The following is a 14914-nucleotide window of genomic DNA, read 5'->3' as shown; positions in this document are numbered from 1 at the left end:
AAGAGCCACTTAGTGGCACAGGCTGCTGACAAACTTCGATAACTCGATCTTGCAAGGTGAAGGCAGGTAGAAGAGTAAAGCGTCCGCGCCAGGGACGGCGCGGCTCGAGCCTCCAGGGAAGGGTCTACGGCGTCTTTACGATCTACCTGTTTTCAGCGTTACGGGCACTTTGTCATTAACTTCAGCCAATTAGTGATGGCTCAATACAGGAGAAATGAGAATATCACTCTCTTGGGAAACCATTACTCCAGGAAATACGACTGCAACTTTTCGCGCTCAATGCCGCCAAGACCAAATTCCTGCTGTAGCCATTGCTCCCGGCTCCCATACCGCTCTTGAATACATCGCAGTGCGGTTTGAATAAACTCTTCTCGAGCCGACAATACAAATGCAAACTGCCCTAGCGCCTGAGAATTTAGTTTTAATGCCAATTCCGCCAGCATGTGTTCACGGAAAGGTGCCAGTGTTGTTTCAGTTAACAGGTAATCTTCCAATACCGTCGATTCATCAGCGCCTAAAGCAAACAACACCAAAGCCGAACCCACTCCAGTACGGTCTTTCCCGACGGCACAATGCTGTACCACGCCAGCAGCCGCATGCTCTGGTGAAGCACTATTTTGTAGCAAACTGACTAACTGTTTATAAGCTTGATTATTAAATGGCAGGCGACGGTACAGCTCTAACATGAAAGCTCTGGCATCAAATGTTGCTAACGTCTCGTTAGTCAGTTTTTCCAGATTGGCGTTAACCTCACTGCTAAGGGGGTTGGCCGGAATATTGTGATAACTGGCCCCTTGCCACACAATATCAGGCTTGGCCTGAACCTCATCCGCATCACGATAATCAAGGATTTGTGCGACAGAACCGCTGCTAAGAACAGCACAATCTTTGGTGCTCAAACGGTCAAGTGATCCTGAACGAAACAATAACCCGCGCTTAATACGCCGGCCATCTGCAACGACGTTACCACCGAGATCACGAAAGTTAATACCACCATCCAGTGGCAGTAGTGAAGGATGAGATAGAGCAGGTGTCGTCATATTTTCCTCTTATTTTACTGTCCATTATAAGAGCTACGACATTAACAGATAATCAGCCGAAAAAAAGAACGGGCCAGTAAACTGACCCGCTCATTTGGTATTCATTGATTCGCTTATTGCGGGTTACACCCATAAGCCGTCTGTATTACAGCAGGTGACGAGCTGCTTCAACGACAATTTTTACTGCGTGGCTTTCAGTTGCTTTCATGGTTTCTTCATTCGGGATCTCTTGTTGGGTGCGGTTAACAATCACCCCAGCGACCATACCGGCACGCAGGCCCTGACTAGCACACATTGTCAGCAAAGTGGCCGATTCCATTTCATAATTCATCACGCCCATAGATTGCCACTCTTCCATGGAACCTTTAAAGCGGCGAACAACACGGCCAGAGTAGGTATCGTAACGTTCTTGCCCTGGATAGAAAGTATCGGAAGAAGCGGTAACGCCAATATGAGTCGTCGCGCCGACTGATTTAGCCGCGTTAACTAATGCCGTGGTGCAATCAAAATCAGCCACCGCTGGGAATTCCATTGGTGCAAAGTGCAAGCTGGCACCGTCTAAACGCACCGCTGCGGTGGTGACCAATACATCACCAACATTAATATGTGGCTGAATAGCACCTGTAGTACCAATACGTAGGAACGTCCGCACACCAAGTTGTGCCAACTCTTCAACCGCAATAGAAGTTGATGGGCCACCGATACCGGTTGAGCAGACAATCACAGCTTTGCCATCGAGTTCGGCACGCCACGAAGTAAATTCACGATGTGAAGCCAGATGCACTGGGTTATCCATCAATTTAGCGATTTTCTCAACACGCTGTGGATCACCCGGAACGATCGCCAGAGTCGCCCCTTGCAAATCATTTTTAGTCAGGCCCAAGTGAAAAACGTCGGATTTAGCCATGTGTGAGACTCCTCTTTCATGAGAGATGTTATGTCCGTCATACTTCAAGCTGCATGTGCGTTGGCTACGTTTAATCTCCAGAATCAGTTACTTATGCAACTCATCGGAATTAATTCACTTGCCGCCTTCCTGCAACTCGAATCATTTAGGAATATAGGGAGGTACAAAGGAATACTTTACTCAAAATCATCACATAATTTCGTGACGACAATCACCTTGATAAAAGAAATGATAAATACAAATACATTAAAAATGTGACTAAAATCACACATTAAGACTATCTAGCCTGAATTTCATACAAACACCACCACCGCAGTAATGATTTATATATGAATAACAATAGTAGGACTCATTGAGCAATGTTGGATGAATATCTTCTTATCAGCAACTGACTTATCTACCATACTCATGCCGCAATAAAATGCTTAATTACTGTAAACCTCATCTCATTAATCCCAAAGATTACCTATAGTTAAAGTCATCAACAGCAAATACCAAGGGCAATGGATAGCTCAACCCAATAAGACTTTACCGAGTCATACTTTCCTCATTTCATAAGGAGACCGCCATGAAAACTGATCAATCTATGACTCTCAGGCAGGCGACAAGCGGATTCACGCCCGCAGTAGATCCTCTGGCCTCGACGATCCGCCATACCGATCAACAAGGTATTCATTGCACAGAAACCACTATCCCTTCTCAAGGCGATGAGTTACCAGCTTATATTGCCAAACCCGCCCAACACCCGGGGCCATATCCTGTGGTGATTGTTGTACAAGAAATCTTTGGTGTGCATGAGCACATTCAAGATATCTGCCGCAGATTGGCGAAGCAGGGTTATCTGGCCATTGCTCCTGAGCTGTTTTTCCGCCAAGGCGATGCCAAAGAATATGATGATATCAATGCGTTAGTTAAAAATCTGGTGAGTAAGGTACCCGATCGGCAGGTCATGGTGGATCTTGATCATACCGCCCACTGGGCATCGCGCCACGGCGGCGATACCAGCAAACTAGCCATTACTGGTTTTTGCTGGGGTGGGCGCATTGCATGGCTATATGCTGCTCATAACCCGCAGTTAAAAGCGGCAGCAGCCTGGTATGGCAAACTGGTAGGAGAAAAAACCTTACTGCTGCCAAAATATCCGGTTGATGTTGCCGTCGACCTCAGCGCCCCAGTGCTGGGGCTGTATGGTGGTAAAGACGGTAGTATCACGCAAGAGCATATCGATACCATGCGTCAGGCATTACGAGCAGCGAATGCGGATGCTGAAATCATTATTTATCCAGATGCAGGGCATGCCTTTAATGCTGATTACCGCCCAAGCTATCACGAAGAATCGGCTCTTGATGGCTGGCAGCGCATGCTTGACTGGTTTGTGCAGCACGGAGCCGCCGCTAATCCCATTACCGAAGATGATAAATAACTGCCATAAAAAAGGGGCGCAATATATGCGCCCAAAGTCTCACAACACAGAGTAAATCGTTATTAATCAGACTTGTTCTTCACGCAGGCGTTGTGCCGCCAGTACCATGTTTGCCAGAGCCTGGCGAGTTTCTGGCCAGCCACGGGTTTTCAGGCCACAGTCTGGGTTAACCCACAGACGTTCCGCCGGGATACGCTGGGCCGCTTTACGCAGTAAAGCTTCAATCCATTCCACACTTGGCACATTCGGCGAGTGAATATCATAAACGCCGGGACCAATTTCATTCGGATACGCGAAATCTTCAAATGATTCCAACAGTTCCATGTCTGAGCGGGAGGTTTCGATGGTAATCACGTCAGCATCCAGCGCAGCAATGGAATCCATGATGTCATTGAATTCGCAATAACACATATGGGTATGAATCTGAGTATCGTTTTGCGCAACCGCAGCATTCAATTTAAAAGCATCAACCGCCCACTGTAGATAAGCTTGCCAGTCAGCACGGCGCAGAGGCAGGCCTTCACGCAGCGCTGGTTCATCAATCTGGATGATACCGATACCGGCTTTTTCCAGATCTTCCACTTCATCACGCAGTGCCAACGCAATTTGCTTCGCGATGGTTTCGCGGCTGACATCTTCGCGTGGGAATGACCAACACAGAATGGTCACCGGCCCCGTCAACATGCCTTTTACCGGTTTATCGGTTAGGGATTGAGCATATTTAGCCCACTCGACGGTAATGGCTTCAGGGCGGCTGATATCACCAATAATCACCGGTGGCTTAACGCAACGTGAACCGTAGCTCTGTACCCACCCATTTTGTGTAAAGACAAAACCGTCCAGATGTTCGCCGAAATATTCCACCATATCATTACGTTCAGCTTCACCATGAACCAGCACATCCAGCCCCAAACGTTCCTGTTCTGCAATAGCTTGCTTGATGTGTTCGCTAATACCGGTGCGGTAGTTTTTACCATCCAGGCGGCCTTGCTTGAAGTCCAAACGCAAGCCACGGATCTCGGTGGTTTGTGGGAATGAGCCGATGGTAGTGGTCGGCCAGGCTGGCAAATTAAACCGCTTACGCTGAGCAGCTGCGCGCGCCTCATAAGGCAGTTGGCGTTCAATATCTTGTGCAGTGATCGCCGCCAAACGTTGTTCTACTTGCGGATTATGCACACGGCTGGAAGCGCGACGAGCACGGATTGGTGCACTATAAGCCGCTAACTCCGCCAGTTTGGCTTCACTTGGTGCGTTCAATGCCTGGGTCAACAGCGCCAGTTCGGCACATTTTTGCAGGGCGAAAGCAAACCAACTCTTCACTTCGGCATCAAGACGTGTTTCTTCACTTAAATCAATCGGGCTATGCAATAAGGAACAAGAACTCCCCAGCCACAGTGGGCGGCTATTCACCAGCGGTTGCAAGCGCTCAAACCAGTGACTCAGATCGGCACGCCATACGTTACGACCATTGATAACGCCCAGTGATAGCAACCACTCTTGCGGCAATTTTGCATTCAGCTCAGCAATATCATCCTGACCGGCAACCACATCAACATGCAGCCCTTGCACTGGCAGAGCGCGGATGGTGTCGAGGTTATGACCGATACTGTCGAAATAGGTGGTCAGCAACAATTTAACCTGGCCTTGCAGCGCCTGATAAGCCGGTTGGTAAGCATCCAGCCACTCTTGTGGCAATTCCAGCACCAATGCCGGTTCGTCAATTTGTACCCACTCGATGCCGCGTTTGGCCAATTCGCCCAACACTTGTTGGTAAACCGGCAGAATGTCTTTCAATAATGACAAGCGATCAAACTGCTCACCTTTCACTTTACCCAGCCACAGATACGTTACCGGGCCAAGCAATACCGGCTTGATTTTGTGACCTAATGCCAGTGCTTCATCCACTTCATCTAACAACTGAGTCCAGCCCAGTTTGAACTGCTGGCCTTGTTGGAACTCTGGCACCATGTAGTGATAATTGGTGTTAAACCATTTGGTCATTTCTGCCGCAGCGGCCGGTATACCGGTTGGTGCCCGGCCACGACCAATGCGGAATAAGGTATCTAAATCAATCGAACCATCGGCATTCTGATGGCGATCCGGGACATTACCCAGCAGCAAACTGGTGGTCAGAACATGGTCATACCAGGCGAAATCACCGACTGGCACTAAATCAACGCCAGCTTGCTGTTGCTGTTGCCAATGGCGGGCGCGCAATTCACGACCCACATTGAGCAATTCTTCTTGCGTGGAGTTGCCTGCCCAGTAACTTTCTTGTGCTTTTTTCAGTTCACGTTTCAGACCTACACGCGGAAAACCCAGTGTGTGATTTAAAATTGTCATCGTCTTATTTCCCATTTAGCCATCCAGATGTTTACACATCCATAATCAGCAGGTACTGTATTAATCACAAGCGCAATTTGCTCACTGTCACTGTGAAGGACTCTCATGATCGAACTGAAACACTTACGCACCCTGCAAGCTCTGCGTAATACCGGCTCACTGGCTGCGGCGGCAACACAACTTCATCAGACTCAATCGGCGTTGTCCCATCAATTCAGTGATCTGGAACAGCGCTTGGGTTTTCGTCTGTTTGTGCGTAAAAGCCAGCCGTTACGTTTCACAACGCAAGGTGAGATCCTGTTGCAGTTGGCGGAACAAGTGCTGCCACAAATCAAGCAAGCGCTGCAAACCTGCAACGAGCCACACCAAACTGCGCTGCGTATCGCCATCGAATGCCATAGCTGTATTCAGTGGCTGACACCCGCGCTGGATAATTTCCACAAAAGCTGGCCGCAAGTGGCGATGGACTTCAAATCAGGCGTGACTTTCGACCCACAACCGGCCTTGCAGCAAGGGGAGTTGGATCTGGTGCTGACATCCGATATTTTGCCGCGCAGTGGTTTGCACTATTCGCCGATGTTTGATTTTGAGGTACGTTTGGTATTGGCACCTGACCATCCATTAGCCAATAAAGCGCGTATCGAGCCGGAAGATTTGGCACAAGAAGTGTTGATGATTTACCCGGTGCAGCGCCAACGGTTGGATATCTGGCGGCATTTTCTGCAACCGGCGGGGATCAATCCCGCGTTGAAAAATGTCGATAACACCTTGCTGCTGATTCAAATGGTCTCAGCACGAATGGGGATCGCCGCTCTGCCACACTGGGTGGTAGAGAGCTTCGAACGTCAGGGGCTGGTGGTGACGAAAACACTGGGAAATGGTTTGTGGAGCCGGTTATACGCTGCCGTCCGAGATGGAGAACAGCGCCAACCGGTCACTGAAGCTTTTATTCGTTCGGCCCGGCAACACGCTTGCGAGAATCTGCCGTTTGTAAAGAATGCGGAGCGACCCAACGCCGGTGTACCCATAGCGAGGCCATTATCACAATTGCCCCAATGATAAAGCTGGGCCAATGGGGTTTTTCTTGCCAAATAGCCAGATTCACCAGTAACCCAGCCGGAACATGCACGTTATTCATGATACCCAGGGTGCCAGCATCAACTTGTGTCGCACCATAGTTCCACATGAAGTAGCCCAAGGCCGAGGCCCCGACACCCAGCCAAACCAGCACCCCCCACTGCAACGGCGTGGTGGGCAGTTTTTGTGGATTGCCGAAAGCAAACCAGGCAATGACAGCGACTATCAAAGCACCAACGTAGAACCATGAAAATGCCACATGCTGCGGGATAGGATGGACTTCCATCAACCGTTTGTAGCCCACCTGCCCGATGGCAAAACAGATGTTTGCCGCCTGAACCAGAACCAATCCCCACCAAAAATGCTCACTGAGATGGTCATAACGGATGATTGCCGCCCCAGCTACAGCCAGCAAAGCGCTGAGGGCATAACCCCACCGCAGGCGCTGACGGCGCAGCAAATCATAGATTAAGGTGACATACAGCGGCGTCATGACGGTGAACAGCAGGAACTCCGGCACCGTCAAATAGAGATAGGCGCGGAAGCTGAACAAATACATGATACCCAGCTGAATTGCGCCCACCGTCATGTACAGCAGAATCACCCGCCAATTGATATTGCGCCAACGCAGGAAAGGCAGGAAGACCAGTGCCGCCAGCCCGACACGCATCAACACCGAGAACCAGCTATCTACCTGGCCGGCCAGATATTCGCCAATCAGGCTAAAAGAGAACGCCCACAAGATAGTGGTAATAACCAGTAACAACACAATAGTTGGCTCTTTGAGGTGATAAAGCGTAATTGTAACGGATGTTAGACACTAATTATTAGCGAAGTAGGTTTACATTTGATTAATAATAAATCAAACGAATGATATCCGCAGTCAGGAATATCATTCGCAGGAGAAAACGCATTTTCTGCGGTTAAGACATCCCGACACCAATAATGGTCAGAATCAGTGGGGTCGTCACCGCCGCGAGCACCGTGGACATCACTAAGCTGGCTGCGGCAGGGCCGGTCAGCACATTAAATTGGCGCGACATCAGATAGACATTTACACCCGTTGCCATTGACCCGAGCAATACCACCACCTGAGTTTCCAGCACGGGTAAATTCATTGTCCACGCCAGCGCCCATATCACCATCGGCTGCACAATCAGCTTCAGAAAACAGATAGCACTGCTGATTTGCCAGCCCTCGCTCACGCGATATTCCGCCAACCCCATGCCCAGCACAATCAATGACAGCGGCGGTGCCACCTGCCCCAGCATAGTGACCGGTTGGTCGATAAACTGCGGCAATTGCAAACCGGTCAGACTAAATAAAGTACCGGATATGATCCCGATAATCAGTGGGTTAGTCAGTACGCTACGGGCGGTTTTCGCAAACCCGGCTATTGTTGGCGAACCATTGCGCGCCCACTCCACGGAGATAGTGACTAATGTCCACAAGATCAATCCGTTAAACACCAAAACCAACGCCACTGCGGGAATAGATTTTTCCCCCAGCATAATGGTGGCAATGGGCAGCCCCAGCATCACGTTATTGGAAAAAATCCCCCCGAGGGCAAAGACCGAGCCGGACACACCATCCAGATGAAATACCCGGCTGGCAATGATTCGCCCGATAACAAAGACCACCAGACAACTGCCAAAAAAGGCAATCAGCAAGCGAGCATCCACCGCCGGGCGCTCAGAGAAATCACACATCATACGAAACAGCATGGCAGGTAACGCGAGGGAGAAGACAAAACGGGTCAGGCCATCAGTAATTGTGGATGGCCATTTACCAAATCGAACCAAACCGTAGCCCAGTGCGAGTAGAACGAACAGCGGTGAAGACAAAACAATCTGGTGCCAGAGCGAAATAACAAAGGCGGGCATGGTTCACTTCCTGTCAAACCGGGCCTGGTCAGCCCGTAAATGTAAGAATGGCTGACCGCTCTGTTTCCTGTTCTGCTTATATCAAAGTCATTGGAGTTACAGGTAGCCGGCAAGCTAACGCCCCTGTAGCTTCAAGGACGAGGATATATCAAATCTATACGGTCAGTACAGACACAGTCAACGCCCCAATTTAACAATTCTTGCGCCCGCGCGGGTTGGTTGACGGTATAAACCAAAATACGCAGCCCGGCGGCTTTGAGTAACGCCACCCGCTCGGCTGTCAGTTGTTTGTGGTTGATATGCAAAGAAACGCAATCCAACTCGCGAGTCATCGCTTGCCAGTTATCATCCCATTTATCCAGCAATAAGCCACGCGGCAACTCAGGAGCTGCCTGCTGCGCCGCCGCTAATGCTTCATACGAAAAAGAGGATAATAACGGCGGAATCGCCTGACCTTGCCATAATAAGCGAGCAGCCAAAGCAATGGCACGGCCAGTCGGGGTTTCAGTCCCGGTGGTCGGTTTAATTTCAATATTTGCCGCCATACCATACTGGGCACAACGGGCCGCCACCTCAGAGAGCAATGGCAGGCGCTCACCACGAAATGCGGTGCTATACCAATCACCGGCATCCAGTTGAATCAGCTTTTCCCAGGGCAAATCTCCGGCCACCCCCCAGCCATTGCTGGTGCGCTCCAGTGTGTCGTCATGCAACAGAAATATCTGGCCGTCTTGCGATAACTTGGCATCAAACTCAATCATTTTGTGGCCGTGACGCGCGCCTACATCAATCGCCGCCAGAGTATTTTCTGGCGCTAATGAACCGCCACCGCGATGAGCCACAATAGTTGGATAAGGCCAGTTTTTACTCATGATTCCATCCGTAGTCCGCTTTCTGAATCAAAAAAGTGCAGCGCCGCAGGAGGCAGATACAAATGCAATATACTGCCCGCCGCGGGCATCTCTTCATGGGATAAACGGGCGATCACACTCTGCCCGCCCCACTGACCATGGGCTAAATTATCCGCCCCCAACAATTCGAGCGTTAATAACGTCATAGGCACACCCTGCGCTGCGGTTCTTTGCTGAGATACTGTTGGCTGAGATACCATGTGCTGAATATGCTCCGGACGGATACCCAGGGTCAAGCGCCGATCTGCCCATTGTGGCCGTGGCACCTCCAGCGGTAGGGTCATTCCATCCGCCAGAATAAAGGCTCGCCCATCCGGGCTAACGGTGCCGGCTAACAGATTCATCGCCGGTGAGCCAATAAAGCTGGCAACAAATAGAGTCGCAGGTCGTTGATACACTTCACTTGGCGTGCCAATTTGCTCCGCCACGCCTTTGTTCATCACAATCACCCGCTGGGCCAGCGTCATAGCTTCAACCTGATCATGAGTGACATACAAACTGGTGGTTTTTAACCGCCGATGCAACTGTTGCAGCTCAAGGCGCATCTGTACCCGCAGCTTGGCATCGAGATTGGACAGCGGCTCGTCGAATAGGAACACCGCCGGTTCGCGCACAATGGCACGGCCCATCGCCACCCGCTGGCGCTGACCGCCGGATAACTCGCGCGGTTTGCGTTTGAGCAGTGGCTCTAGTTCCAAAATACGGGCGGCTTCATCTACGCGCTGGCGAATTTGCTCTTTGCCAAAACCACGGATTTTCAAGCCATAAGCCATATTGTCAAACACGCTCATATGGGGATATAGCGCATAGTTCTGAAACACCATGGCGATGCCACGATCTTTGGGTTCCAAATCCGTCACCCGCAGATTATCAATATAGATATCCCCGCTGGTAGTGCGTTCCAGCCCTGCGACCATACGCAGCAGTGTTGATTTACCGCAACCGGACGGGCCGACCATCACGATGAATTCGCCATCAGCGACATCCAAATCAATCTGCTTTATCACTGGCGTGACGCCATCATAAGATTTGGTTACTGCCTGAAGTTTTAAACATGCCATATCAGATTACTTCTCACTGTCTACCAGACCGCGTACAAACCAACGCTGCATCAAAAGGACCACCGCAACCGGTGGAATTAAAGTCAAAATCATCGCTGCCATCACCTGATTCCACTGAGTTGGAGCGCCTGAGCTGGAAATCATGCTTCTGATTCCCGCCACCGCCGTGCCCATAGAAGCATCGCTGGTAATCAGGATTGGCCAGAGATATTGGTTCCAACCATAGATAAAAGTGATAACAAACAGCGCTGCCAAATTGGTTTTCGATAGCGGCAAAACGATATCCCAGAAAAAGCGCATAGCGCCCGCCCCATCAATGCGCGCCGCTTCCAATAGCTCATCTGGCAAGGTCATAAAGAACTGGCGGAATAAGAAAGTGGCGGTAGCGGATGCCATCAGCGGCAGAGTCAGGCCGGTGTAGCTATCTAACATATTCAGGTTGGCAATCACCTGAATCGTCGGGAAAATTCGCACCTCCACCGGTAGCATTAAGGTGAGAAAAATTAGCCAGAAGAACAGATTACGTAGCGGGAAACGGAAATAGACGATGGCATAGGCAGACAGCATTGACACCGTGATTTTGCCGACGGTAATCGCCAACGCCATCACGAAACTATTAAACAACATCAGCCCAAAAGGCGCGCTGTTATTGCCCACACCAGCATGCCAAATATGGCTGATGTTCTGCCATAAATGCGGCCCAGGGATCAGGGTCATTGGCACCTGAAACACCTGGGTATCATCCAAAGACGCCGCCACAAAAGCCACGTACAGCGGGAACAGAATCAACAGCACGCCGATAATCAGCATGACGTGGCAAAAGATATCCAGCCCACGGCGATTTTCAATCATTGGTAACGCACCTTACGCTCAACAAAGCGGAACTGGATAACCGTCAGGCCAATCACCAGCAACATCAGCACAACCGACTGAGCGGCGGAACTGGATAAATCCAATCCGGCAAAGCCTTCGCGATAAATTTTATAAATCAGGGTGGTGGTCGCCTGCATCGGGCCACCGCCGGTTGCAGCATCAATGACCGGGAAAGTATCGAAGAAGGCATAGACCAGATTCACCACCAGCAGGAAGAAGCTCACTGGCGAAATCAGCGGCAACACCAGATTGAAGAAGCGGCGCACTGGCCCGGCTCCGTCAATAGCTGCGGCTTCAACTAATGAGCGCGGGATGGATTGCAGTGCAGCAAGGAAAAACAAAAAGTTATAACTGATTTGCTTCCACACCGACGCCAATACCACCAGAAACATCGCCTGCCCACTATTTTGGGCGTGATTCCAGTTGTAGCCGAGTGAAGCCAGAAAATGAGTGATCAACCCCAGACCGGGATTGAACAAAAAGATCCACAACACTGCCGCCACTGCGGGGGCTACGGCATAAGGCAGAATCATTAAAGTTTGATAGATACGGCTGCCGCGCAGCACATAATCCACCATCGCCGCCAGAAATAGCGACACCACCAGGCCTATCCCCGCCACCAGTGAACTGAAAATCAGTGTGGTGTAAAACGAGGCCAAATAGTATTCATCGTGAAACAGCGCAATAAAGTTACTCAGCCCAACAAATTCGCTGGAAAGGCCGAATGGATCGAGCATTTGTACTGAATACCACAGCGCTTCACCGGCGGGCCACAGGAAGAAAACGGCGGTAATAGCCAGTTGCGGTAATACCAGCAGGTAAGGTAACCAACTACAGGAAAAACCGGGACGGGAAGATGACATAAAATTAACCGTTTATCGAACAAAATGCTAATGGCAACACAGAGTCATTGGCCTGACGAATACAGCCAGTTTGGGTACCAAAACATCTCACCCAAACTGGCAAGTAAAGTAGCCAAATAATATTACTTGTTGGCTTGCTCGAAACGACGCAGCAACACATCACCTCGTGACACAGCGGTATCTAATGCTTGCTGTGGCGTTTTCTTGCCAGTCCAAACACCTTCCAGCTCTTCATCTACCACCGTGCGAATCTGCGGCATATTGCCCAGACGCAAGCCCTTGGTGTACGGCAATGGCGGCTTATTCAGCATTTGGCGAGTGGCGACATCAGCACCTGGATTCTTGTCATAGAAGCCCTGTTGCTTGGTCAGCTCATAAGCGGCGGTGGTGATAGGCAAGTAGCCTGTTTTCTGGTGCCATTCAGCAGCAATTTCCGGCTGGGTCAGGAATTGTAGGAATTCAGCTACGCCCTTATAAGTATCTTTGTCTTTCCCATCCATCACCCACAGGCTGGCACCGCCAATAATGGCGTTTTGTGGGGCATTTTTGGCATCTGCGTCATAAGGCATCATGCCAACACCGTAATTAAATTTGGCGTAATGGCGAATATCCGCAAGTGATCCGGAAGAGGCGGTGGTAATAGCGCAATCACCGTTATAAAACTTGGCAGTCGATTCATCTTTGCGGCCAAAATAGGTGAAATCACCTTTCTTGTTCATATCAGACAGCAATTGAATATGCTTAACTTGCAAAGGCTGATTAAATTCCAATACCGCATCGGTGCCATCAAAACCATTATTACGGCTGGCAATTGGCTGACCATGCCAGGCACTGAAGTTTTCAATTTGAATCCACCCCTGCCAGCCGCTGGCATAACCACAACTTGATCCTGCGGCACGTAATTTAGCGGTATCTTCGGCCAATTCTTGCCAGGTTTTAGGTGGTTGATCTGGATTCAAACCTGCTTTTTTGAAAGCATCTTTGTTGTAATACAACACCGGCGTGGAGCTGTTAAATGGCTGAGATAATAAGTGGCCAGTTTTAGCATCAGTGTAATAACCCGCAACCGTTGGGACGAAAACTGATTCATCAAAATTAATATTGGCGTCTTTAAATACCTGGAATACCGGCTTAATCGCCTTACTCGCCATCATGGTGGCGGTACCAACTTCATAAACCTGCAAAATAGCTGGTGCTTTCCCTGAACGGAAAGCAGCAATACCCGCCGCCAGATTTTGTTCGTAGTTGCCTTTATAGACCGGCACAATTTTATAATCGCTATGCGACTGGTTAAAGCGATCAGCTAACGAGTTAACTTCTACGCCTAACTCCCCTTCCATTGAATGCCAGAAAGGAATTTCAGTTACCGCCATCGCATTGGCACTGAATGCCAAAGTCAGCGCAACACAAATCGACGTTTTACGAACAGTATTGTTAAACATATCTGGCCCCTGAATAAATCTGTATGGCTCATCTCAATGAATTACGCGGATGAGCGAAATAAATCAGTTTTTGTTCGGAAGCAAACATGACACCTTTTCATGACAGAAATATAACCTTCACATTACAGAAAAGTGACAAAACAATGAAAATACCGAGTCAAATATGTGTCAGACAGGTTAGCGTTTTAAATAACACTTATTAGTGAATAATGACTATTTATTTCCTTAAAAAACAAACCCGCCACGAAGATAATTTCAAAGTTAATTTAACTTAAATACCAACCAATCATTAATAACATCCACAAAGCATAATGATAGATTATTTATCATATTGAATAATAGAATAATTTGAACCCAATAAAATAGGACTAACTCTTACTTGAAATAATGACATTTAAAATGCTAGTGTTCTTTCCGGCTTACGGATGGGTGTATTAACGCAACTACTTAACGCCCTCGTTATCATTGCCACATACACATATAAGCCATTCGTATTATTAACTCCTTTCCATTTATGGATAAGGCTCTCGTATAACACATAACGGACTATTGGATATTTACGATGAAAAAGACACTACTTTCAATGATGACTATGGCTATCTTGGCTAGTGGCAGTGCTAATGCGGTAGATATGGATATTAATGTTACGGCAGAAATTCCGCATAAAGTAAACATGATTCCACAGAGTGCTGGTGTCGATTTAAGTAATGCAAAACTTGCTGCCGACCCTAACGATGACTCTAAGTATATGTATACACAAGCAGTTACTTTAAAGGGAAATGGTAATAAGAGTGTTAATGTTAGGGCTAAAAATGCTTTACAGCTGCGACATAATACAGACAACCAGAGCACACTACCAATTAATGTAGTGACGCTAGGAGGCGAAAATATACAGACAGGTGCTTCGATAACAGCCGGAGGGCAAGATTTTGTTTTGACTAATGGAACAACAGATATTGTGTTGAAGATAGTTGCTGATAAATCACCGTCAACCACCACAGGTACATATGAAGGTGTTTTAGCATTAGAGCTTTCAGAAACGCCGTAATCAAATAAACAGTTATCATTCCTGAGTATTTAATATATACAGC

The 14914-nt window shown here is 48.8% G+C and carries 13 protein-coding genes; 3 read left to right on the top strand and 10 right to left on the bottom strand.

From position 1 onward, the window contains the following. Window positions 1-242: 242 nt before the first annotated feature. Window positions 243-1040 carry a tyrosine-protein phosphatase gene (locus tag HU019_RS02795; protein WP_174848169.1) on the bottom strand — a complete coding sequence of 266 codons (798 nt, stop codon included), beginning with the start codon at window positions 1038-1040 and terminating at the stop codon, window positions 243-245. Window positions 1041-1185: 145 nt separating this feature from the next. Further along, a complete protein-coding gene (gene udp, locus HU019_RS02790) occupies window positions 1186-1947 on the bottom strand; it encodes a uridine phosphorylase (protein ID WP_019080151.1) in 762 nt (253 codons plus the stop codon). 568 nt (window positions 1948-2515) lie between these two features. On the opposite strand from udp, the gene HU019_RS02785 reads away from it, so the two are divergent. Then, a complete protein-coding gene (locus HU019_RS02785) occupies window positions 2516-3370 on the top strand; it encodes a dienelactone hydrolase family protein (protein ID WP_174848168.1) in 855 nt (284 codons plus the stop codon). 66 nt (window positions 3371-3436) lie between these two features. On the opposite strand, the gene metE is transcribed toward HU019_RS02785, so the two are convergent. Then, on the bottom strand, window positions 3437-5713 hold the full coding sequence (metE, locus tag HU019_RS02780) for a 5-methyltetrahydropteroyltriglutamate--homocysteine S-methyltransferase (RefSeq protein ID WP_174848167.1): 2277 nt from the start codon (window positions 5711-5713) through the stop codon (window positions 3437-3439). Window positions 5714-5818: 105 nt separating this feature from the next. Here metE and metR point away from each other — a divergent pair, with 105 nt between their 5' ends. Continuing rightward, a complete protein-coding gene (metR, locus tag HU019_RS02775; protein ID WP_174848166.1) occupies window positions 5819-6772 on the top strand; it encodes an HTH-type transcriptional regulator MetR in 954 nt (317 codons plus the stop codon). Here metR and HU019_RS02770 read toward each other — a convergent pair. The 7 genes from HU019_RS02770 to ugpB all read right to left on the bottom strand — a co-directional run bounded on the left by HU019_RS02770 (window position 6660) and on the right by ugpB (window position 13823). Next, window positions 6660-7559, bottom strand: coding sequence for a carboxylate/amino acid/amine transporter (locus HU019_RS02770; protein WP_174848165.1), 900 nt, complete (start codon window positions 7557-7559; stop codon window positions 6660-6662). The genes metR and HU019_RS02770 overlap by 113 nt on opposite strands. 154 nt (window positions 7560-7713) lie before the next feature. Next, on the bottom strand, window positions 7714-8673 hold the full coding sequence (locus HU019_RS02765; protein WP_174848164.1) for an AEC family transporter: 960 nt from the start codon (window positions 8671-8673) through the stop codon (window positions 7714-7716). A gap of 131 nt (window positions 8674-8804) precedes the next feature. Then, window positions 8805-9545: a glycerophosphodiester phosphodiesterase gene (gene ugpQ, locus HU019_RS02760; RefSeq protein ID WP_174848163.1), complete on the bottom strand. Its 741-nt coding sequence runs from the start codon at window positions 9543-9545 to the stop codon at window positions 8805-8807. Continuing rightward, window positions 9542-10645 (bottom strand): sn-glycerol-3-phosphate import ATP-binding protein UgpC, encoded by a 1104-nt coding sequence (locus HU019_RS02755; RefSeq protein WP_174848162.1) that lies wholly within the window; start codon window positions 10643-10645, stop codon window positions 9542-9544. Before HU019_RS02755 ends, ugpQ begins: the two co-directional genes overlap by 4 nt. A gap of 6 nt (window positions 10646-10651) precedes the next feature. Then, window positions 10652-11497 (bottom strand): sn-glycerol-3-phosphate ABC transporter permease UgpE, encoded by an 846-nt coding sequence (gene ugpE / locus HU019_RS02750; RefSeq protein WP_019080159.1) that lies wholly within the window; start codon window positions 11495-11497, stop codon window positions 10652-10654. Then, entirely contained in the window at window positions 11494-12381 is an 888-nt protein-coding gene (gene ugpA / locus HU019_RS02745; protein ID WP_004703935.1) for a sn-glycerol-3-phosphate ABC transporter permease UgpA, read from the bottom strand. Before ugpA ends, ugpE begins: the two co-directional genes overlap by 4 nt. Before the next feature lie 122 nt (window positions 12382-12503). Next, the gene (gene ugpB, locus HU019_RS02740) at window positions 12504-13823 is read right to left on the bottom strand and encodes a sn-glycerol-3-phosphate ABC transporter substrate-binding protein UgpB (RefSeq protein ID WP_174848161.1); all 1320 of its coding nucleotides are present in this window, start codon (window positions 13821-13823) and stop codon (window positions 12504-12506) included. 562 nt (window positions 13824-14385) lie between these two features. Here ugpB and HU019_RS02735 point away from each other — a divergent pair. Continuing rightward, on the top strand, window positions 14386-14871 hold the full coding sequence (locus HU019_RS02735; RefSeq protein WP_174848160.1) for a CS1 type fimbrial major subunit: 486 nt from the start codon (window positions 14386-14388) through the stop codon (window positions 14869-14871). The last annotated feature ends 43 nt before the right edge of the window (window positions 14872-14914 follow it).

Source organism: Yersinia artesiana, assembly GCF_902726545.1.
Lineage (GTDB): Bacteria > Pseudomonadota > Gammaproteobacteria > Enterobacterales > Enterobacteriaceae > Yersinia > Yersinia artesiana.
The sequence above is the reverse complement of the archived record's forward strand: the minus strand, read 5'-3'. Positions and strand labels throughout refer to the sequence as shown.

What these genes read in the sequence shown, in the direction of transcription:
- HU019_RS02755 (WP_174848162.1), bottom strand. Translation starts at nt 10,645, where the DNA reads ATGGCATGTTTAAAACTTCAGGCAGTAACCAAATCTTATGATGGCGTC.
- HU019_RS02785 (WP_174848168.1), top strand. Translation starts at nt 2,516, where the DNA reads ATGAAAACTGATCAATCTATGACTCTCAGGCAGGCGACAAGCGGATTC.
- ugpB (WP_174848161.1), bottom strand. Translation starts at nt 13,823, where the DNA reads ATGTTTAACAATACTGTTCGTAAAACGTCGATTTGTGTTGCGCTGACT.
- metE (WP_174848167.1), bottom strand. Translation starts at nt 5,713, where the DNA reads ATGACAATTTTAAATCACACACTGGGTTTTCCGCGTGTAGGTCTGAAA.
- HU019_RS02765 (WP_174848164.1), bottom strand. Translation starts at nt 8,673, where the DNA reads ATGCCCGCCTTTGTTATTTCGCTCTGGCACCAGATTGTTTTGTCTTCA.
- metR (WP_174848166.1), top strand. Translation starts at nt 5,819, where the DNA reads ATGATCGAACTGAAACACTTACGCACCCTGCAAGCTCTGCGTAATACC.
- ugpE (WP_019080159.1), bottom strand. Translation starts at nt 11,497, where the DNA reads ATGATTGAAAATCGCCGTGGGCTGGATATCTTTTGCCACGTCATGCTG.
- ugpQ (WP_174848163.1), bottom strand. Translation starts at nt 9,545, where the DNA reads ATGAGTAAAAACTGGCCTTATCCAACTATTGTGGCTCATCGCGGTGGC.
- HU019_RS02795 (WP_174848169.1), bottom strand. Translation starts at nt 1,040, where the DNA reads ATGACGACACCTGCTCTATCTCATCCTTCACTACTGCCACTGGATGGT.
- HU019_RS02735 (WP_174848160.1), top strand. Translation starts at nt 14,386, where the DNA reads ATGAAAAAGACACTACTTTCAATGATGACTATGGCTATCTTGGCTAGT.
- udp (WP_019080151.1), bottom strand. Translation starts at nt 1,947, where the DNA reads ATGGCTAAATCCGACGTTTTTCACTTGGGCCTGACTAAAAATGATTTG.
- ugpA (WP_004703935.1), bottom strand. Translation starts at nt 12,381, where the DNA reads ATGTCATCTTCCCGTCCCGGTTTTTCCTGTAGTTGGTTACCTTACCTG.